The following is an 18,277-nucleotide window of genomic DNA, read 5'->3' as shown; positions in this document are numbered from 1 at the left end:
CGTGGCCTCCACCCTCCGTCCCGCCCCGGCCAAGCGGGCCGCCCCGCCGGACGCCGCGGCCCACCGGCGGCGGCGGGGCGCCCGCTTCCTCTCGCCGCCGTGGTGGTTCGCCGCGCCCGCCCTGGCCGTGTACGCCCTGGTGGTGCTCTACCCGAGCCTCAGCGGCATCCTGTACGCCTTCACCGACTGGAACGGCCTGGGCGACCGGAACTTCGTCGGCCTGGACAACTTCACCAAGCTGTTCGGCGACGACGCGGCGCGCGGCTCGCTGGTCAACACGCTGCTGCTGACCGTGGCGATCGTGGTCGTGCAGAACGGCGTCGGGCTGCTGCTGGCCCTCGGCGTCCACACCGGGATCAGGTCGCGGACCGTCCTGCGGGTCGTGTTCTTCGCCCCGGCCGTGGTCAGCCCGGTGATGGTGGCGTTCCTGTGGAAGTACATCTACAACCCCTCGCCGGACGCCGGGCTCAACGGCATCCTCGGCGCGGTCGGCCTGGGCGGGCTGCGGCAGGACTGGCTGGGCGACCCCGACCTGGCGATCTGGTCGATCGCGGGCATGGTGATCTGGCAGTTCGCCGGCTACTCCATGGTGATCTTCCTGGCCGGGCTGGAGGGGGTGCCCGCCGAGCTGCACGAGGCCGCGATGATCGACGGCGCGGGCCGGTTCCAGCGCTTCCGGCACGTGACCTGGCCGCTGCTGGCCCCGGCGGTCACCATCAACCTGATGCTGTCGACCATCGGCGGCCTCAAGCTGTTCGACCAGGTCTACGCCGCGACCAACGGCGGGCCCGGGCACGCCAGCGAGACGCTGTCGACGGTGCTCTACAAGCAGGCGTTCGTGTTCGGCAACTTCGGCTACAGCACCGCAATCGCGCTGGTCCTGGCGCTGTTCGTGGCCGCGGTGTCGATGGTGCAGATCCACTACCTGCGGGGACGGGAGGTCGCGTGAACGTCAGGTACGGAGCGCGCACGTTCGGCCTGGAACTGGTGATGATCGCCGTGGCGGTCGCCTTCCTGTTCCCGGTGTACGCGCTGGTCACGCTGTCGCTCAAGGACCAGCGGGAGGTCGCCGAGTCGCCGCTGGCGCCGCCGGCCAGCCCCACGGCGGGCAACTTCGCCAACGCCTGGACGCGCGCCGAGCTCGGCCCGGCGCTGCTGAACAGCACGGTCATCACGATCGCGAGCCTGGTGGCGCTGATCGCGCTCGGCTCGTTCGCCGCCTACTTCCTGTCCCGCCGCGCCTCCCGGCTGGGCTACGGGCTGTACGTGCTGTTCCTGCTGGGCATCGTGCTGCCGTTCCAGCTCGGGATGATCCCGCTGTTCAAGCTGGTGGACGGGGCCGGGCTGCTCGGCACCTACCAGGGGATGATCCTCTTCTACACGGGGATCCAGCTGCCCTTCACGGTGTTCCTCTACACCGGGTTCATCCGGGCGCTGCCCGCCGACTACGCCAACGCCGCGCTGATCGACGGCGCCGGTCACTTCCGGGCGTTCACCCGGGTGGTGTTCCCGCTGCTGCGGCCGATCACCGGGACCGTGCTCATCCTCAACGCGGTGTTCATCTGGAACGACTTCTTCACTCCCCTGCTGTACCTGGGCGGCTCGGCCCGCGAGACGGTCCCGGTGCGGATCTTCGCCTTCGTCGGCCAGTACGTGTCCGACAACGGGCTGGTGTTCGCCGGGCTGGTGCTGGCCGCGCTGCCGATCCTCGCGGTGTTCCTGGTGCTGCAGCGCTATGTGATCAAGGGCTTCGCCAGCGGGCTGAAGGGATGATCCCCGCCCGGCTGCGCGCGGTGCTGGACGCGCCGCCCCGCGCCTACTCCCCCGCGCCCATCTGGTGGTGGAGCGGCGAGCGGCTGGACCGGCGGCGGCTGCGCGACCAGCTCGAACGCTTCGCCGCGGGCGGCGTGTACAACCTGGTGATCCTCAACCTGGCGCCGTCGGGGCCCATGTTCGGGGCCGACGCCGACGACCCCGCGTTCTTCACCGACGCGTGGTGGGAGCTGCTCGACGGGGTGTGCGAGGACGCCGCCGGGCTCGGGGTGTCGCTGTGGTTCTACGACCAGCTCGGCTTCTCGGGGGCCGACCTCCAGGCGCGGCTGGTGCGCGACGTCCCCGCGTTCGCCGGACGGTGGCTGGAGCCCGGCGGCGGCACCGTGGCGCGCGGCTTCGACTACCTGTCGGCGGAGGCGTGCGCGGCGCTGCTCGACCGCGTCCACGGGGAGTTCGAGCGGCGGCTCGGCCACCGCCTCGGCAACGTGATCGTCGGGTCCTTCCAGGACGAGCTGCCCGCGCTGCCGACCTGGACCGAGGGGTTCGCCGGGGAGTTCGCCGCCCGCCGCGGCTACGACCCGACGCCGCACCTGCCGCACCTGTGGCAGGGCGGCGACGGCGAGGACGGTGACGAGGCGCTCCGGTTCCGCCGCGACTACCACCTCACCCGGGCGGAGCTGGCCGAGGAGGCGTTCTTCCGGCCGCTGGCCGGCTGGCACGCCCGGCACGGGCTGCTGCACGGCTGCGACCAGCAGGACCCGGCCCGCGCCGGGCACCCGGTGGACGGGGTGCGGCTGTACGCCGACTACGCCCGCACCCACCGCTGGTTCGGCGCGCCCGGCTCGGACCACCACGGCGACGCGCGCGTCCACTCGTCCCTGGCCCACCTGTACGGCAGGGACCGGGTGTGGATCGAGGCGTTCCACTCCAGCGGCTGGGGAGGCACGCTGGAGGAGACCCTCGACTGGCTGCTGCCGTGGCTGCGCGCCGGGGCCACCCTCTACAACCCGCACGCGGTCTACTACACGACCAAGGCGGGCTGGTGGGAGTGGGCGCCGCCCGCCACCGACTGGCGGCAGCCCTACTGGGCGCACCACCGGGTCTTCGCCGACGCGGTCACGCGGCTGTGCGCCGCCCTGTCGCTGGGGCGCCACGTCTGCGACGTGGCCGTGCTGTTCCCGACCGCGACCGCGCAGGCCGGCACCCGGCTCGACGGCGTCGATCCGTCCGCCGCGCTGGCCCAGGAGACCTACCGGGAACTGGTGGGCGACATGGCCTGGTTCCGGATGGTCCCCGGCGTCCTCGACCGGCTCGGCGTCGACGCCGACGTCATCGACGACGACTCCGTCCGGCGGGCCGCGGTGGAGGCGGGGCGGCTGAACGTGGCGGGCGAGTCCTACGGCACGGTCCTGCTGCCCGCCTGCGACGTCCTGGAGGCGGAGACCGCCCGGCGGCTGGTCGCGCTGATCGAGCGGGGCGGCCGGGTCGTCGCCGTCGGGCCGCCGCCCCGGCGCGGCGTCGGCGCCCCGGACGCCGACGCGACGGTGGCGCGGCTGGCGGCGCTGCTGGAGACCGTGCCGGACCCCGGCGCGCTCGGCCCCCTGCTGGCGGGCTCCCGCCGGGTCGAGGCGCCGGTCCCCGCCCTGGTCCGCGAGGTCGACGGCGCGACGGTGGTGTTCCTGACGGCGGCCGCGTCCATGGCCAGCCGCGTGTCGGTGGGCCGCCCGGACGAGCGCGGCGCCGACCTCGGCTGGCTGGACGTGACCTACGACTTCGACCCCGGCCGCTACCACCGCGACATGCGGGTCCGCGTCCACGGCGTCACCGGCCCGGCCCTCCTGGTGAGCCCCTTCGGCGGCCCGCCCCGGACGCTGCCCGCCACCCGGGCGGGTTCCGGTGCGCCGGTCGAGGTGGTCGTCCCGTTCGACGACGGCCCCGCCGCACTCCTGGTGTTCCCCCCGGGCGGCGCGGGCCCGCCGCCGGAGGCTGGTGGCCCGGAGGGGCGGCCGCGTCCCGTACGCGAAACGGACCTGGGCCCGACCTGGGACATGGAGCTGGTGCCGACGCTCGACAACACCTGGGGCGACTTCGCCCGCCCGGCCGGTGCCATGGTGTCCGTGGAACGCCGGCGGCTGTGGCACCGGGTGGAGGACGACCCCGCCGGGGACTGGACGCCCGTCCACGCGACGTTCGGTCCCCACGGGCTCTGGGCCGGTCCCGGGGGCCGGTGGCGGCCGGTCGTCTACTCCGACAGCCGGGGCATCCGCAAGGACCCGGTCCACCGGACCGTGCTCGGCCCGAAGGGGCACGTCCCCGAGGAGTTCCTCGACTTCGGCGAGGTCGCGGCGGGCGAGCGGGTCGTCCTGCGCACCCGCGTGACCGTTCCCGCCGAGGGCTTCCTCGTGCTCGGCGCCGCCGCCGCCAAGACGCTCCTGGTGGACGGGGCCGCGGTCCCGCTCGACGACCACGGCTACCTGGCGGTGACGCGGGCGCCGCTCCCGCCGGGCGAGCACGGTCTCGAACTGCGCCTGGTGCCCGACGAGGACGTGCGGCTGCGCGGCCACCTGTCCGTCGCGGCCGACCCCGCCCGCTGCCTGCGGCCCGAGTGGATCACCGTCGCGGGCCACTCCCGGCCGGGCGCGCGGGTCCGTTTCGGCGCCGTGCTGCCGGACGCGGCCGCCCCCTCCCTGCTCCAGGTCGCGTCCGCGTCCCCGTGCCGGGTCCTGGTCGACGGCGTGGAGATCGGCCGCCAGGGCGGCTTCGACCCGTACGCCGAGCAGCAGGCCCCCCGCGTCGGCCGCTACGACCTGCCCGGGACGCCCGGCGCCCGGCTCACCCTCGTCCTCACCGAGGGCGAGGGCCCGGCGGCGGTCCTGGTGGACGGCCCGCTCGTGTCGGGCGCCGGGTGGCGCGCCACCCGCGACGGCGTCCCGGTGCCCGTCGTGCCGAGGCGCGCGCAGCCCGGCGACCCCGCGGCCTTCCACCTGCGGCGCCGCCCGCATCCGCTGCCCGGCGCGCACTGGCTGGAGGACGGCCCGGAGGAGGACGCCGTCCTGCCCGCCCGGTTCGCCGTCCCGGGCGCGCGGCCCCGGATCGAACGGCTGCGGTTCGAGGTCCCGCCCGGCGCGACCCGGATGCGGTTCACCGCGCGCGGCGAGGTCCTGGACGTCCTGCTCGACGGCGTTCCCGTCCCGGCCGCCGCCCGTGACGGCCGCGTCGACCTCGAACTCCCCGGAGAGCGCCGCCCCGCCGGGACCGCGGAACTGCGGCTGCTGACCCGGCCCGAGCACCGGGAGGGCGCGGCGCTGGCCGGTCCGGTCGCGTTCACCGTCGGCCCCGGGACGATCGGGCTGGGCGACTGGGAGGACGTGGGGCTCGCCGGGTACAGCGGCGGGGTCCGCTACCGGCGGACCGTGGACCTGCCCGCGACCCCGGCCGGGGCCGGACTCGACCTCGGGCGCGTCCGCGGCACCGCCGAGGTGACGGTGAACGGGACCCCGGCGGGCGTCCGGATCTGCGCCCCGTACGCCTTCGACCTCGGCACCGCCCTGCGCGGCGGTCGCAACGAGATCGAGATCGTCGTCTACGGCACCCTGGCCCCGCACCTCGACGAGACCAGCCCCACCCACTTCGTCTTCCCCGGCCAGCGGACCTCCGGGCTGCTCGGCCCGGTGGTCCTGCGGACCTTCGGGTGACCTACCAGGCCATGTCCCGGGCCACCTCCTCCTGCGCGGCCGCGATCTCCTGCCCGGTGGACGCGGTGACGTCCGCGTCGGCCTCCGCCTCAAGGCTCGTGAGCAGATCGAGCAGCGCCTGCTTCTGCGCCGGATGGGTGACCGGGACGGTGTCGAGGTCCGTGCTCGTCAGCCAGTCGAACAGGACGACGGCGTCGGCCCGCCACAGGGCGACGTTCACGGTCGGCAGGTCAGGGTCCATGACCGGCATCCTGCCGGGAGAGCGATGATTTGTCCCCGCCCGCCGGGTCTACTCCGCACACCTGATCTCACGCAGACGGAGGCGAGCGACATGAGCAGAGTGGAGCTGGGGGTCAACCTCCCCATCGCCGGGGAGGACGCCACCCCGGAGGCCATCGTCCGGGTGGCGGAGGAGGCCGAGGCCGCCGGGCTCGGCTCGGTGTGGACGTTCGAGCGGCTGCTCAGGCCGACCGTGCCGATCGCGATGGGCGGCGAGGGCGGGCCGGTGATGGAGCCGCCGGAGGCGTTCGGCAACGTGTACGACCCGCTGGAGGTCCTCGGGCACGTCGCGGCCCGCACCGAACGGATCAGGCTGGGCAGCAGCGTGGTGGTCGCGCTGTTCCACAACCCCGTCGTGCTGGCCCGGCGGCTCGCCACCCTGGACCGGCTGAGCGGCGGGCGGCTGCTCGCGGGCGTCGGCCAGGGCTGGATGGGCCAGGAGTTCGAGGCCGCCGGGGTGCCGCTGAAGCGGCGCGGGGCCGGGTTCGAGGAGCACCTGCGGGCGATGCTGGCCGTGTGGGGCCCCGACCCGGTGCGCTTCGAGGGCCGCTTCTACCGGATCCCCGAGTGCGAGATCGGTCCCAAGCCGGTGCGGAACGGCCATCCCGGCCTGCTGGTCGGCGGCGTCACCCCCGCCGCGATCGACCGCGCCGCGCGGCTCGGCGCCGGGATCTCCCTGGTGGTCTTCGACTGGGACGCGCTGCGCGGCCAGGTCGAGGCGTACCGGGGCGCGGCGGAGGCGGCCGGGCACGCCGGCGGGCCCGTCGTGGTGCAGGTGAACGGCCCGGTCACCGCGCGGCCGCTGGCGGAGCGGGCGCCGCTGACCGGCTCCGCCGAGCAGGTCGCCGGTGACCTGGAGCGGCTGGACGCGCTGGGAGTCGACCACGTCTTCTGGTCGATGACCGGGGACCCCGCCGAGCGCGTCCCGCTGGTCGCCCCGCTGCTGGCCCGCTGACCCCGGGCGCCGGGAGGCCCGCGCGGGCCTCCCGGCGCCCGTCAGGCGCGGACGACGCGGCGCGACAGCAGCATCCCCGCCACCGCGAGCAGCCCGGTCAGGACGAACACCCCCAGCAGCGCTCCCCGCATCGATCCGCCGTGATGGCGGCCGAGGGCGAGGGCCGCGCCGCCCAGGCCCGCGACCAGCGCGGTGGCGAACGTCTGGGCGAGCTGGAGCGCCGCGCTCACCTCGCCCTGCCGTTCCGCCGGGGTCCGCTGGAGGGTGGCGGTGGTGGAGGCGTTGAACGCCACGCCCATGCCCAGCCCGCCGACCGCCCAGCCGAGCAGCGCGGCCCACGGCGGCAGCAGGTCCGTCAGGACCGTCACCGCGATCAGCGCCACCCCGGCCAGCAGCACGGCGAAGCCGCCGGCCGTGGCGGCCACGCGCCCGGCGCCCGCGTCGTCCCGCCGGGCCTGGAGGGCCGAGCCGACGACCCAGGTCACCGCCCCCGCCGACAGGCCCAGCCCGGCCGCGGTCGCGCCCATGCCGCGCAGCTCCCGCAGGCCCAGCGGCAGGAACGCCTCGCTGCCGAAGTACACCCCGCACAGCAGCGCCCGGACGACGACGCCCGCGCCCAGGCCGGGCCGCGCGGTCAGGGTGCCCTCCGGGGTGACCCACCGCAGCGCGGGCACCGTCACGGCGAGACCCGCCGATGCCAGGAGGACCAGCGCGACGGGGTTCTCCAGCAGCAGCGCCTGGAGGAGGACGCCGGTGCCCACGGTGAGCAGGACCGCGCTGACCAGGGGCCGCCGCCACCACGGCAGGGCGGCGGGCGCGGGGGCACCGGCGGACGCGGGGCGCAGGGCCCGCAGCGCGGGCAGGGTGAGGACGGCCGCGACGGCGGTGATCGGCAGCATCAGGGCGAAGACCGCGCGCCAGGAGGCGTGGTCGGCGGCCGTTCCGGCGACGGCGGGCCCGACCAGCGAGGGCAGCGTCCACGCCGACGACAGCAGCGCGTACATCCGCGCCCGCAGCCGCTCGGGGTAGGCCAGGCCGATCAGCGTGTAGGCCATCGCCATCACCGCGCCCACGCCGAGGCCCTGGCCGAACCGGCCGAGCAGGAACAGCGGCCAGTTCCCGGCCGCGCCCGCCACCGCGCAGCCGGCGGCGAACACCAGCATGCCCAGTGCCATCGGCGCCGCCGGTCCCCGCCGGTCGGCGGCGCGGCCCGCGACCACGGTGCCGACGATGTTGGCCAGCATCAGCGCCGACAGGCCCCAGCCGTAGGCGTCCAGGCCGCGCAGCTCCTCCGCGACGCCCGGCAGGACGGTCGCCACGCCGAGCGACTCGAACGCCACCATGCCGACCGACAGCAGGACGCCCAGGGTGAGGGCGCGGTGGGCGGGACCGAACACGCTCGCCGGGGACGCGGCCCGGGGGCGTTCGGCCCGGACGTCCGCCGCGCCGGGGTCAGTGGACATGGGAGCTCCCTTCACGACTTTAGTTCCGTTCCGGAACGAAACGTAATTGGTTTATACTCGTCCCATGGCCCGATCCACAACCCCGGCCCCGGACGGCCCGCACCGCACCGGCCGTCCCCGCGACGCCCGCATCGACGACGCGGTCCTGCGCGCCGTCGTCGAGATCCTCAACGAGGCCGGCTACGGCGGCCTCACGATGGAGGGGGCCGCCGCCCGCGCCGGGACCAGCAAGCCCGCGCTGCGCCGCCGCTGGCCCACCCGCCAGCACCTGGTCGTGGCGGCCCTGGCCCGCACCGTCGGGACCGCGCCGACCCCCGACACCGGCTGCACGCACTGCGACCTGATCGCCGGGATCGGCACGATCGGCGCGGCGTTCACCACCGCCCTCGGCCGCCGGGCGCTGCCCGGCCTGATCGCCGACCTGGCCGCCGACCCGGTGCTGGAGAAGGAGTTCCTCGACACCTTCTTCCACCCGCGCCGCGCCACCACGGCCGCGGCGCTGCGGCGCGGCGTCGCCCGCGGCGACATCCGCCCCGACGCCGACATCGACCTGCTGCTGGACATGCTGGCCTCGACGACCTACTACCGCGTCCTGTTCGGGCACCTGCCGGTCACGCCCGACCTCGCCGGGGACGTCGTCTCAGTGATCATGTCGGGCGTCGCGACCGACCGCTGGCGCACCGTCCACGAGGCGCACCGCTAGGACGTGTTCCAGGGCCCTGGCCCGCGGGCCCGAGGCGAAGGCGCGCGGGTCAGGTGGAGTCGCGGACGACGAGTTCGGTGGGGAGGATCACCGGCTCGGCGCCGTCCTCCACCCCGGTCAGCAGCATCCGGACGATGGTCCGGGCGACCTCGGTGATCGGCTGGCGCACGGTGGTCAGGGCCGGGTCGGTGAACCGGGCGGCCTCGATGTCGTCGAACCCGACCACGGCGACGTCGTCGGGGACGCGGCGGCCCGCCCTGCGCAGGGCGTGCAGGGCACCGATCGCCATCAGGTCGCTCGCGGCGAACACCGCGTCGAGGTCCGGGTCGTCCTCCAGGAGCTGGCTCATCGCGGCCACCCCCGAGTCCCGGGTGAAGTCCCCCACGGCCACCAGGGACCGGCGGCCGCTGCCGGACATGAGCTCGCGGTACCCGGCCAGCCGGTCCAGCCCCGCGGACATGTCGACCGGGCCGGTGATGGTGGCGATGCGCCGCCGTCCCCTGGCCAGCAGGTGTTCCACGGCGGCGCGCGCTCCCCCGACGTTGTCGGCGTCGCAGTACGGCGGCCTGGTCGTGGACACCGGCCGCCCGTGCGAGATCACGGGCACCCCCGTCCGCACGAGGGCCGTGGGCAGCGGGTCCGAGCCGTGCTGCGACAGCAGGATGACCCCGTCCACGTGGCGGCCCGCCACGTACCGCTCGACCCGGTCGTAGCCCGCCGGGGAGGACGCCATCATGAGCACGACCTGCTTGTCGGCGGCCTCCAGCTCCTGGCTCACCGCGCGGATGACCAGGGAGAAGAACGGGTCGTCGGAGAACACGCGGGCCGGTGGCTCGGAGACCACCAGCCCGATCGACCCGGTGCGCTGGGTGACCAGGCTGCGGGCCGCCGAGTTGGGGACGTAGCCCAGCTCCTCGACGGCGCGCAGCACGACGGTGCGGATCTGCGGGTTGACGGTGGCCGAGCCGTTGACCACACGCGACACCGTCGCCCGGGAGACTCCCGCCCGGGCCGCCACGGCCTCCAGCGTGGGACGTTTCATTTCGCCTTTCCACCGATTCCGTTGCGGGCGATGACATCACGGAACCACAGCGCGCTGTCCTTGGGCAGGCGCCGCTGGTCGGCGAAGTCCACGTAGACGATGCCGAACCTCTTGGCGTAGCCCTCGGCCCACTCGAAGTTGTCCAGGAGCGACCATACGAGATATCCCCGCAGGTCCGCACCGGCGGCCAGCGCGGCGTGCGCGGCGCGCAGGTGCCCGTCGAGGTAGGCGATGCGGGCCGGGTCGCGCACCCGCCCGTCGGCGTCGGGCACGTCGTCGAACGCGGCGCCGTTCTCGGTGACGACCAGGGGCGTGCCCGGGTAGTCGCGGCTGAGCCGGACCAGCAGGTCGCCGAGGCCGCCGGGCGCGATGGGCCAGCCCATCGCCGTGAGCGGCGGCTCGGCGGGCGGGAACGCCACGCCCTCGGAGCCGGGATAGGCGGGGTTCGGCGGGGCGCCGGGGGACGCCGCGACGCGGGTCGGGTTGTAGTAGTTGATGCCGAGCGAGTCGATCGGCTCGGAGACGACGGGCAGGTCGTCGCCGTGGACGTGGTCCAGCCCGCCGTGGCGGGACGCCGCGGCCAGCACCCGCCCGGGGTACTCCCCGCGCAGCACCGGGTCGAGGAACTGCCGGTTGAGCATGGCGTCCACCAGGTCGGCCGCGTCCGCGTCCGGCTCCGCCGCCCCGGCCACGACCGGCGCGAGGTTGAGGGTCAGGGAGATCTGCCCGGCCCCGGCGGCGCGCAGCCGCCGGACGGCCAGGCCGTGCCCCAGCAGCAGGTGGTGCGCGGCGCGGAACGCGTCGGCGGCGCTGGTCCGGCCCGGGGCGTGGACCCCCGCGGCGTGGCCGAGGTAGGCCGCCACCCACGGCTCGTTGATCGTCGTCCAGGTGCCGACCCGGTCGCCGAGGCGGCGGTGCACGGCCTCGGCGTAGTCCGCGAAGCGCAGGGCGGTGTCGCGCGCCGTCCAGCCGCCCCGGTCCTCCAGCGCCTGCGGCAGGTCCCAGTGGTAGAGGGTGGCGTAGGGGGTGACGCCGACCTCCAGCAGCGCGTCGACCAGCCGGTCGTAGAAGCCGAGACCGCGCGGGTTGACCGGGCCGGAGCCGTCGGGCTGCACCCTCGGCCAGGCCACCGAGAACCGGTAGGCGTCCAGCCCCAGCCCGGCCATCAGGCGGACGTCGTCGCGGAAGCGGTGGTAGTGGTCGCAGGCCACGTCGCCGGTGTGCCCGCCGGCCACCGCGCCCGGCCGGCGGCTGAAGGTGTCCCAGATCGAGGGGCCGCGGCCGTCGTCGCGCGCCGCGCCCTCGATCTGGTAGGACGCGGTGGCCGCCCCCCAGACGAAGCCGGAGGGGAAGGTGAGGGGCCGGTCGTCGGTCTGGAGCGCGGGAGCCGTCATCGTCTCGGCTGGTCTCTCCGGTGGCGAGGGGGAAGTGATCATGCCTTGAGGGCGCCGTCCATGATCCCGCTGATGATCTGGCGTCCGAACAGCAGGAAGACCGCCAGCAACGGCAGCGTCGCCACCAGCGTGCCGGTGAACATCAGCGAGTAGTCGGTGTAGTAGGCGCCGTTGAGCAGGTTGAGGGAGTACTGCACGGTGGGGTTGTCGGGGTTGAGCACGGCCAGCGGCCAGATGAACTCGTTCCAGGTCTGCATGAAGGTGAACAGCCCGAGGACCGCCATGGCGGGGCGCAGCACGGGCAGCACCACGCTCCAGTAGATGCGGAAGGTCGAGCAGCCGTCGATGCGGGCGGCCTCGATCAGCTCGTCGGGGACCGCCTGCGTCGTGTACTGCCGCATCATGAACACGCCGAACCCGGTGACCAGGAACGGCACGATGACGGCCTGGAGCTTCCCGGTCCAGCCGATCTCGGCCATCAGCATGTAGAGCGGGATGACGCCCATCTGCACCGGCACCATCATCGTCGCGAGCATGACCAGCAGCAGCGCGCCCCGCCCGCGGAAGCGCAGCTTGGCGAAGGCGAACCCGGCCAGCGTGGCGAACAGCAGCGTGGAGACGGTGACGGTCGTGGCGGCGACGGCGGAGTTGGCCAGCCCGAGCGTGAAGCGCGCCTGCTCGTTGCCGAACAGCCGGGCCAGGTTGCGGCCCAGCTCGCCGCCCGGGGTGAGCGGCGGGGGCACCGACCCGACGGCGTCGTTGGTGCGGGTGGCGACGACGAACATCCAGTAGAGGGGGAACAGCGACAGCACGACCGTCGCGACCAGCGTGATCCGGGTGAGCGGCCCGGCGCCCCAGACCGCGGCGACGGCGCCCGAGCGCCTCCGGCGGGGCCTTCCGGGCGTTCGCGGCAACGTCATCGGGTGCCTCCCACACGTCGCAGCCACAGGAAGTTGAGCAGGGATCCGACGAGGATGAGCATGAAGAGCATCCAGGAGACGGCGGACGCGTAGCCGTAGTCGAACCGGCGGAACGCGTTCTCGAACATGTACATGGTGACCGTCTGGAACTGCCGCAGCGATCCCCCGGCCATGTCGCCGTTGCCGAACAGCAGCGGCTCGGTGAACAGCTGGAACCCGCCGATGGTGGAGACGATCGCGGTGAAGACGATGGTCGGCCGCAGCATCGGCAGCGTGATCGTCCAGAACCGGCGGGCGCGGGACGCCCCGTCGATCGCCGCCGCCTCGTACAGGTCGCGCGGGATCGACTGCATCGCGGCCAGGTAGATCAGCGCGTTGTAGCCGGTCCACCGCCAGTCCACCATCGCCGAGATCGCCAGCCAGGACGACCAGCGTCCCGCCGCCCAGTCGAGACGGTCCACGCCGAACCAGCCGAGCACCCAGTTGACGAACCCGAAGTCCCGGCTGAACAGCTGGCCGAACACGATGGCCACCGCGGCGATCGAGGTGACCATCGGGGCGAGCACGCCCAGCCGGGCCACCAGCCGGCCCCGCATGCGCCGGTCGAGCGCGTTCGCCAGCACCAGCGCGAACAGAAGCTGCGGGACGGTGGCGATGACGAACATGCCGAGGGTGTTCAGGACCGCGTTCCAGAACTGCGGATCGGTCAGGACGAGCCGGAAGTTCTCCAGGCCGACGAACCTCTGGTCGCCGAGCAGCTCCCAGTCGTGCAGCGCGACCCAGAGCGTGTAGCCCATCGGGAAGAGCCCGAAGACGAGGAACAGCAGGAAGTACGGCGAGACGAACAGGTAGGGCGAGAGCCTGACGTCCAGCCGGGTGAGCGCGGACCCGCGCGGGCGCGGGCCCGGGGGCCCGGACGGCCGGGCCGTCCGGGGCCGGACGCGGACGTCGGCGGGGACGCTCATCGGGCTTCCCGCTCGGCGTCGGCCAGGGCCTTCCGCCACGCCGCGTCGGGTGAGAGCCTGCTCTGCTCCAGCGCGAGCAGCGCGTCCTCGAACCGCTGCTGGACCGGGTTGTTGTCGGGGCCCAGGTAGAGCGGCCTGATCGCCTTGGCGCCCTTGGCGTAGATCTCCCCGACGGGCGCGTCGTTGAAGTACCCGTTCCGGAACGACAGCACCGCCGGGTCGTCCAGCGCCCGCGGCGACGAGGGCAGGTTGTTGCGCGCCCTGAACGCCACGATCTGGCTCTCCGCGCTGGTCAGGAACCTGACCAGCGCGGCCGCCTCTGCGGCGTGCCTGCTCTGCCTGGGCACCGCCAGGAACGACCCGCCGCGACTGCCCGCGCCGCCCGGGATCGGCGCGACGTCCCACTTGCCGGAAGCCTCCGCCCCGGCGTTCTCCTTGATGACGCCCAGCATCCACGACGGGCAGGCGACGGTGGCGAAGCTCGCCTTCTTGAAGCCGGAGCCCCAGCTCGGCTCGAACGACTTCAGCCCGGCCGACAGCCCGTTCTGCTGGATCCTCACGGTCGTGTCCCAGGCGCCGCGGACCGCCGGGTTGGCGCCGGCGACGAGCCTGCCGGAGGGGTCGAAGAAGGTGTGCCCGGCGGTCTGGCTCGCCTGCTGGGCGAGGATCGTGTTGTAGAGGTTCACCGACCCGTCGACGAACCTGGAGTCCTTCACCTTGTCGGCGTACCTGCGGCCGGTGGCGATGTAGGCGTCCCAGGTCGGCCAGAGCCCGCCGACCTTCTCCCGGTCGGTGGGCAGTCCCGCCTTCGCGAACAGGTCGGTGCGGTAGCACATGGCCAGGCCGCCGATGTCGGTGCCCAGGCCGACCAGGTACCTCCCGTCCTGGCTGAGCGCCTGCTTCCACTTCCAGTCCAGGAAGCCGTCCTTCAGGGAGGCGGCCCCGTGGTCGAGCAGGTTCACGAACCGGTCGGGTTTGGCCAGGAACTTGCTGAGGATGCCCTCCTCCAGGGCGACGACGTCCCCGGCGCCGCTGCCCGCGGCGATCCACTGCTCCAGGCGGGGCAGGTACTCGTCGAGCTGCACCACGTTGCGGTGCTTGATCCTGACGCCGGGGTGGGACGCCTCGTACCGCTTGAACAGCTCCTCGTACCCGAACGTGCTGAAGGTGTCGACGGTCAGCGTGACCGTTCCGTCCGGGCCGGCGCCGGATCCGCCGCCTCCGCAGGCGGCGGCGCCGAGCGCCAGGGTGACGGCCGCGGCGAGGCGGGACGCGAGGCGGCGGTGGGATCTGCGCATGGGCTGTCCTCGGGGTCAGAGGTGGGGGGTGAGCCCGCAACGGGTGAGAGAGCGCTCTCGCAGAGAGTGAAGTGACGACGAGGGATTGTCAAGAGAGCGATTTCCCGATGGGACCGGCTCAGATTCGGGATTGGTATAACGCCAGCAAAACGCGCCGACGCAGTTCAGAGAGCGCTCTCACGCTCTTGACAGGCGGCTCCGGGAGGGTGACATTGACCCGCACCAGAGGGCACGCGACACAACGCCTGCTCCCCTCACTGTGGGAGGTCCCCCCGCCATGACCCCACTGAGAAGACGGCTCCGGCGCCGGTCCGTCCCGGCCGTGCTCACCGCCGTGCTCGCCGCCGTGCTCCCGGCGGCCGTCGCCACGGCCGCGGCGCCGCGGCCCGCCGCCGCCACCGTCCCGCCGCCCCCGGCCGGCTGGAGCCTGGTGTGGAGCGACGACTTCGACGGCGCCGCCGGAGCCCGTCCCGCACCGGAGAACTGGATCATCGACACCGGGCACGGCTACCCGGGAGGCCCGCCCAACTGGGGCACCGGCGAGATCCAGAACTACACCGCCGACCCCGCCAACGTGAGCCTGGACGGCGGCGGCAACCTGCGGATCACTCCGCTGCGCAGCGCGTCGGGAGAGTGGACGTCGGCCCGGATCGAGACCCGGCGCTCCGACTTCAAGCCCGCCGACGGCCGCGTCCTGCGGATCGAGGGCCGGATCCGGATGCCCGACGTCACCGGCGAGCAGGCGCTGGGCTACTGGCCCGCCTTCTGGGCCCTCGGCGCCCCGTACCGGGGCAACTACCAGAACTGGCCGTCGATCGGCGAGTTCGACGTCATGGAGAACGTCAACGGGATCAACTCGGTCTGGGGCGTGCTGCACTGCGGCGTGAACCCCGGCGGTCCCTGCAACGAGCCCAACGGGCTCGGGGCCAGCCGCGCCTGTCCGGGCACCTCCTGCCAGGCGGGCATGCACACCTACCGCTTCGAGTGGGACCGGAGCGTCACCCCCAACCAGCTTCGCTGGTACGTGGACGGCCAGCAGTTCCACAGCGTCGGCCAGAACCAGCTCGACGCCGCCACCTGGTCGAACATGACCGGGCACGGCGGCTACTTCCTGCTGCTCAACGTCGCCATGGGCGGCGCGTTCCCCAACGGCGTCGCCGGGCGCGCCACGCCCACCGCCGCCACCGTCCCGGGACGTCCCATGCTCGTCGACTACGTCGCGGTCTGGCAGAGCGGCGGCTCACAGGAGCCGCCGCCCGGCGGGGTGAACGCCCGCTCGACCATCCAGGCCGAGAGCCGCCAGGCCCAGTCGGGCACGCAGCTCGAGACCACGACCGACAGCGGCGGCGGCCAGAACGTCAGCCACATCAGCGACGGCGACTGGCTGCGTTACGACGGCGTCGACTTCGGGAGCACCCCGGCGACGCAGTTCCGCGCGAGGGTCGCCTCCGGCGCGGCGAGCGGGGTCAGCGGGCGGGTCCAGGTGCGGCTGGGCAGCCCGACCGGCCAGGTCGTCGGCGAGTTCTCCGTCGCCAACACCGGCGGGTGGCAGAGCTGGCGGACCGTGCCCGCCAACATCTCGCCGGTGACCGGCAGACACACCGTCTACATCACGTTCAGCAGCGGCCAGCCGGCCGACTTCGTCAACCTCAACTGGATGACCTTCGCCGACTGACCGCGTCCCGCGACCGGCCGCCGGACCGGGCCCGGCGGCCGGTCCGGCGGTCGGGCCGGTGGTCGACCGCGCACTACGATGGCCGTATGCCAGAGCGCGAGCACGCCGCGTCCCCGGTGGTCCACCACCACGAGTGGACCCCCGACCGGGAGCAGTTCGAGCGGGCGAGCGCGGTGTTCGCCCTGCTGGCGGATCCGACGCGGCTGCACCTGCTGTGGCTGCTGGCCGAGGGCGAGGCCGACGTGACCGAGCTGACCTCCGCCAGCGGCGGGGCCCGGCCCGCCGTCAGCCAGCACCTGGCCAAGCTCCGCCTGGCGGACCTCGTCCGGTCCCGGCGCGAGGGGCGGCGCGTGGTGTACTCGCTGCGCGACGGGCACCTGCGCGGCCTCGTCAACGAGGCGCTGAACCACGCCGACCACCTGATGACCGGCGAACCCTGGCACGACTGAGCTGCATTTCAAAAGCTTGGCCCACGGCACTCGCCCGGGGGCTCGCGCCTCACCAGGTCTCGGCGAGCGCGACATCGCTTCGCGATCTTCCCGGTGGGGCTCGCCTCCGGCAGTCGCCCCACCGCTCAGGTCACGCGCTCGCGCGGTGGCCGAGGACACGTTGAACACGATCCAGGCGGTGCTTGAAAGCCCTGGTCCACGGCGCTCGCCTGGCAGCTCGCGTCTCACCAGCCCTTGGCAGGTACGACATCGCTTCGCGATCTGACCTTCGAGCCCTCGCCTCCGGCTTCGGGCCCGCAGGCCAGGTAACGCGCTCGCGTGCGCGGCCAAGGCCCCCTGCGACACGGGCCCTGGTCCCCTCCGCCTCCCGGGAATGGATCGACACCCCTCCCGGTTCATTATGTGCGCAAGTACGCACATAATGAAGTGTCGAGTCGTCACCGAGAGGGCAGGGGCCATGTTCGCCGTTCTCCGTCACCGCACCTACCGGCACCTGTTCGCGGCGCAGGCCATCGCCCTGGTGGGCACCGGGCTCGCGACCGTGGCGCTGAGCCTGCTCGCCTACGACCTGGCCGGAGGGGACGCCTCCGCCGTGCTCGGCACCGCGCTGGCCATCAAGATGGTCGCCTACGTCGTCGTCTCGCAGGTGGTCGGCGCCGTCGCGGACCGCCTGCCGCGCCGCGCCCTGATGGTGACCACCGACCTGGTCCGGGGCGGCGTCGCGCTCGCCCTGCCGTTCGTGACCGAGGTCTGGCAGGTGTACGTCCTGATCTTCCTGCTCCAGTCCGCCTCGGCCGCGTTCACCCCGACCTTCCAGGCGACCATCCCCGAGGTGCTGCCCGCCCGGCGGGACTACACCCGGGCCCTGTCGCTGTCGCGGCTCGCCTACGACCTGGAGAGCCTGTTCAGCCCGGTGCTCGCCGCCGGGCTCCTCACCCTGATCAGCTACAACTGGCTGTTCTTCGGCACCGTGCTGGGGTTCCTGGCCTCGGCCGCGCTCGTGGTCTCGGTCGTGCTGCCCACGCCGGCGCCGGCCGCCCGCACCGGCGGCGCGCTCGCCAAGGCGACCTACGGGGCCAGGCTGTTCGGCGCCACCGCTCCCCTGCGCGCCCTGCTGGCGTTGAACGTGGCGGTCGCGGCGGCCGGCTCGATGGTCGTGGTCAACACCGTGGTCCTGGTCCGCGAGCAGCTCGGCCGGGGCACCGGCGACGTCTCCCTGGCGCTGGGCGCGTTCGGGGCCGGGTCGATGGCGGTGGCGCTGCTGCTGCCGCGCGTCCTGGACAGGTTCGAGGCCCGGACCGTGATGCTGCCCGCCGCCGCCGTGCTGTTCGCGGTGCTCGGCGTCCTCACCGCCGGGCTGGCGGCGGGCGCGCTGACCTTCGCCGCGCTGCTGGCCGCGTGGGCGGTGCTGGGGGCCGCCACCTCGGCGGTGCTGATCCCGGTCGGCAACCTGATCCGGGGCGCGGTGCGTCCGGCCGACCTGCCCGCCGCGTTCGCCGCGCAGTTCTCCCTGTCCCACGCCGCCTGGCTGGTCACCTACCCGCTCGCCGGATGGCTGGCCGCCGGGGCCGGGATGACCGCCGCCGCGGGCGCGCTCACCGTGATCGGGGTCGGCGCCGCCGTCGCCGCCCGGGCGCTGTGGCCCACCCGCGCCGCCGCGGCCCCC

The 18,277-nt window shown here is 74.1% G+C and carries 15 protein-coding genes; 8 read left to right on the top strand and 7 right to left on the bottom strand.

Annotated features, from left to right (window positions below; translation table 11 throughout):
- Nucleotide 1: 1 nt before the first annotated feature.
- The 3 genes from AKI01S_RS02415 to AKI01S_RS02405 are packed head-to-tail and all read left to right on the top strand — an operon-like array spanning nucleotide 2 to nucleotide 5,468.
- On the top strand, nucleotides 2-949 hold the full coding sequence (locus tag AKI01S_RS02415) for a carbohydrate ABC transporter permease (protein WP_157419611.1): 948 nt from the start codon (nucleotides 2-4) through the stop codon (nucleotides 947-949).
- A complete protein-coding gene (locus AKI01S_RS02410; protein WP_245681447.1) occupies nucleotides 946-1,773 on the top strand; it encodes a carbohydrate ABC transporter permease in 828 nt (275 codons plus the stop codon). The genes AKI01S_RS02415 and AKI01S_RS02410 overlap by 4 nt, the downstream gene beginning before the upstream one ends.
- The gene (locus tag AKI01S_RS02405) at nucleotides 1,770-5,468 is read left to right on the top strand and encodes a glycosyl hydrolase (RefSeq protein WP_067811806.1); all 3,699 of its coding nucleotides are present in this window, start codon (nucleotides 1,770-1,772) and stop codon (nucleotides 5,466-5,468) included. The genes AKI01S_RS02410 and AKI01S_RS02405 overlap by 4 nt, the downstream gene beginning before the upstream one ends.
- Before the next feature lies 1 nt (nucleotide 5,469).
- Here AKI01S_RS02405 and AKI01S_RS02400 read toward each other — a convergent pair whose 3' ends face one another.
- Nucleotides 5,470-5,709 (bottom strand): hypothetical protein, encoded by a 240-nt coding sequence (locus AKI01S_RS02400; protein ID WP_067811804.1) that lies wholly within the window; start codon nucleotides 5,707-5,709, stop codon nucleotides 5,470-5,472.
- Between the two features lie 90 nt (nucleotides 5,710-5,799).
- Here AKI01S_RS02400 and AKI01S_RS02395 point away from each other — a divergent pair, with 90 nt between their 5' ends.
- The gene (locus AKI01S_RS02395) at nucleotides 5,800-6,702 is read left to right on the top strand and encodes a TIGR03619 family F420-dependent LLM class oxidoreductase (RefSeq protein WP_067811802.1); all 903 of its coding nucleotides are present in this window, start codon (nucleotides 5,800-5,802) and stop codon (nucleotides 6,700-6,702) included.
- 41 nt (nucleotides 6,703-6,743) lie between these two features.
- Here AKI01S_RS02395 and AKI01S_RS02390 read toward each other — a convergent pair whose 3' ends face one another.
- Nucleotides 6,744-8,165 carry an MFS transporter gene (locus tag AKI01S_RS02390; protein ID WP_083998775.1) on the bottom strand — a complete coding sequence of 474 codons (1,422 nt, stop codon included), beginning with the start codon at nucleotides 8,163-8,165 and terminating at the stop codon, nucleotides 6,744-6,746.
- A 64-nt stretch (nucleotides 8,166-8,229) separates the two neighbouring features.
- Between AKI01S_RS02390 and AKI01S_RS02385 the strand changes: the two genes are divergently transcribed.
- Nucleotides 8,230-8,868: a TetR/AcrR family transcriptional regulator gene (locus AKI01S_RS02385; protein ID WP_067811800.1), complete on the top strand. Its 639-nt coding sequence runs from the start codon at nucleotides 8,230-8,232 to the stop codon at nucleotides 8,866-8,868.
- A gap of 49 nt (nucleotides 8,869-8,917) precedes the next feature.
- Here the strand turns inward: AKI01S_RS02385 and AKI01S_RS02380 are convergent, their stop codons facing one another.
- Genes AKI01S_RS02380 through AKI01S_RS02360 form a run of 5 tightly spaced genes read right to left on the bottom strand, consistent with a single transcriptional unit; the run spans nucleotide 8,918 to nucleotide 14,487 of the window.
- A complete protein-coding gene (locus AKI01S_RS02380; RefSeq protein ID WP_067811798.1) occupies nucleotides 8,918-9,910 on the bottom strand; it encodes a LacI family DNA-binding transcriptional regulator in 993 nt (330 codons plus the stop codon).
- On the bottom strand, nucleotides 9,907-11,304 hold the full coding sequence (locus AKI01S_RS02375) for a GH1 family beta-glucosidase (protein WP_067811797.1): 1,398 nt from the start codon (nucleotides 11,302-11,304) through the stop codon (nucleotides 9,907-9,909). The genes AKI01S_RS02380 and AKI01S_RS02375 overlap by 4 nt, the downstream gene beginning before the upstream one ends.
- A 38-nt stretch (nucleotides 11,305-11,342) precedes the next feature.
- A complete protein-coding gene (locus AKI01S_RS02370) occupies nucleotides 11,343-12,224 on the bottom strand; it encodes a carbohydrate ABC transporter permease (protein WP_067811795.1) in 882 nt (293 codons plus the stop codon).
- A complete protein-coding gene (locus AKI01S_RS02365; protein ID WP_067811793.1) occupies nucleotides 12,221-13,189 on the bottom strand; it encodes a carbohydrate ABC transporter permease in 969 nt (322 codons plus the stop codon). Before AKI01S_RS02365 ends, AKI01S_RS02370 begins: the two co-directional genes overlap by 4 nt.
- Nucleotides 13,186-14,487, bottom strand: coding sequence for an extracellular solute-binding protein (locus AKI01S_RS02360; RefSeq protein ID WP_067811791.1), 1,302 nt, complete (start codon nucleotides 14,485-14,487; stop codon nucleotides 13,186-13,188). Before AKI01S_RS02360 ends, AKI01S_RS02365 begins: the two co-directional genes overlap by 4 nt.
- A gap of 277 nt (nucleotides 14,488-14,764) precedes the next feature.
- Between AKI01S_RS02360 and AKI01S_RS02355 the strand changes: the two genes are divergently transcribed.
- The 3 genes from AKI01S_RS02355 to AKI01S_RS02345 form a co-directional block, all read left to right on the top strand.
- The gene (locus AKI01S_RS02355; RefSeq protein ID WP_067811789.1) at nucleotides 14,765-16,162 is read left to right on the top strand and encodes a carbohydrate-binding protein; all 1,398 of its coding nucleotides are present in this window, start codon (nucleotides 14,765-14,767) and stop codon (nucleotides 16,160-16,162) included.
- An 86-nt stretch (nucleotides 16,163-16,248) separates the two neighbouring features.
- A complete protein-coding gene (locus AKI01S_RS02350) occupies nucleotides 16,249-16,611 on the top strand; it encodes an ArsR/SmtB family transcription factor (protein ID WP_067811787.1) in 363 nt (120 codons plus the stop codon).
- A gap of 457 nt (nucleotides 16,612-17,068) precedes the next feature.
- Nucleotides 17,069-18,277, top strand: a 1,209-nt coding sequence (locus AKI01S_RS02345) for an MFS transporter (RefSeq protein ID WP_067811785.1), incomplete at its 3' end; no start/stop codon positions are given.

Origin of the sequence: Actinomadura kijaniata NBRC 14229 (genome assembly GCF_001552175.1) — a bacterium.
Taxonomy (GTDB): Bacteria; Actinomycetota; Actinomycetes; order Streptosporangiales; family Streptosporangiaceae; genus Spirillospora; species Spirillospora kijaniata.
Note: the sequence above shows the minus strand (reverse complement) of the source record. Positions and strands in the feature narration are given on the sequence as shown.

Coding starts and splice junctions, on each gene's coding strand:
- AKI01S_RS02360 (WP_067811791.1), bottom strand. CDS start 14,487: ATGCGCAGATCCCACCGCCGCCTCGCGTCCCGCCTCGCCGCGGCCGTC.
- AKI01S_RS02380 (WP_067811798.1), bottom strand. CDS start 9,910: ATGAAACGTCCCACGCTGGAGGCCGTGGCGGCCCGGGCGGGAGTCTCC.
- AKI01S_RS02350 (WP_067811787.1), top strand. CDS start 16,249: ATGCCAGAGCGCGAGCACGCCGCGTCCCCGGTGGTCCACCACCACGAG.
- AKI01S_RS02400 (WP_067811804.1), bottom strand. CDS start 5,709: ATGGACCCTGACCTGCCGACCGTGAACGTCGCCCTGTGGCGGGCCGAC.
- AKI01S_RS02365 (WP_067811793.1), bottom strand. CDS start 13,189: ATGAGCGTCCCCGCCGACGTCCGCGTCCGGCCCCGGACGGCCCGGCCG.
- AKI01S_RS02385 (WP_067811800.1), top strand. CDS start 8,230: ATGGCCCGATCCACAACCCCGGCCCCGGACGGCCCGCACCGCACCGGC.
- AKI01S_RS02355 (WP_067811789.1), top strand. CDS start 14,765: ATGACCCCACTGAGAAGACGGCTCCGGCGCCGGTCCGTCCCGGCCGTG.
- AKI01S_RS02375 (WP_067811797.1), bottom strand. CDS start 11,304: ATGACGGCTCCCGCGCTCCAGACCGACGACCGGCCCCTCACCTTCCCC.
- AKI01S_RS02405 (WP_067811806.1), top strand. CDS start 1,770: ATGATCCCCGCCCGGCTGCGCGCGGTGCTGGACGCGCCGCCCCGCGCC.
- AKI01S_RS02390 (WP_083998775.1), bottom strand. CDS start 8,165: ATGTCCACTGACCCCGGCGCGGCGGACGTCCGGGCCGAACGCCCCCGG.
- AKI01S_RS02395 (WP_067811802.1), top strand. CDS start 5,800: ATGAGCAGAGTGGAGCTGGGGGTCAACCTCCCCATCGCCGGGGAGGAC.
- AKI01S_RS02370 (WP_067811795.1), bottom strand. CDS start 12,224: ATGACGTTGCCGCGAACGCCCGGAAGGCCCCGCCGGAGGCGCTCGGGC.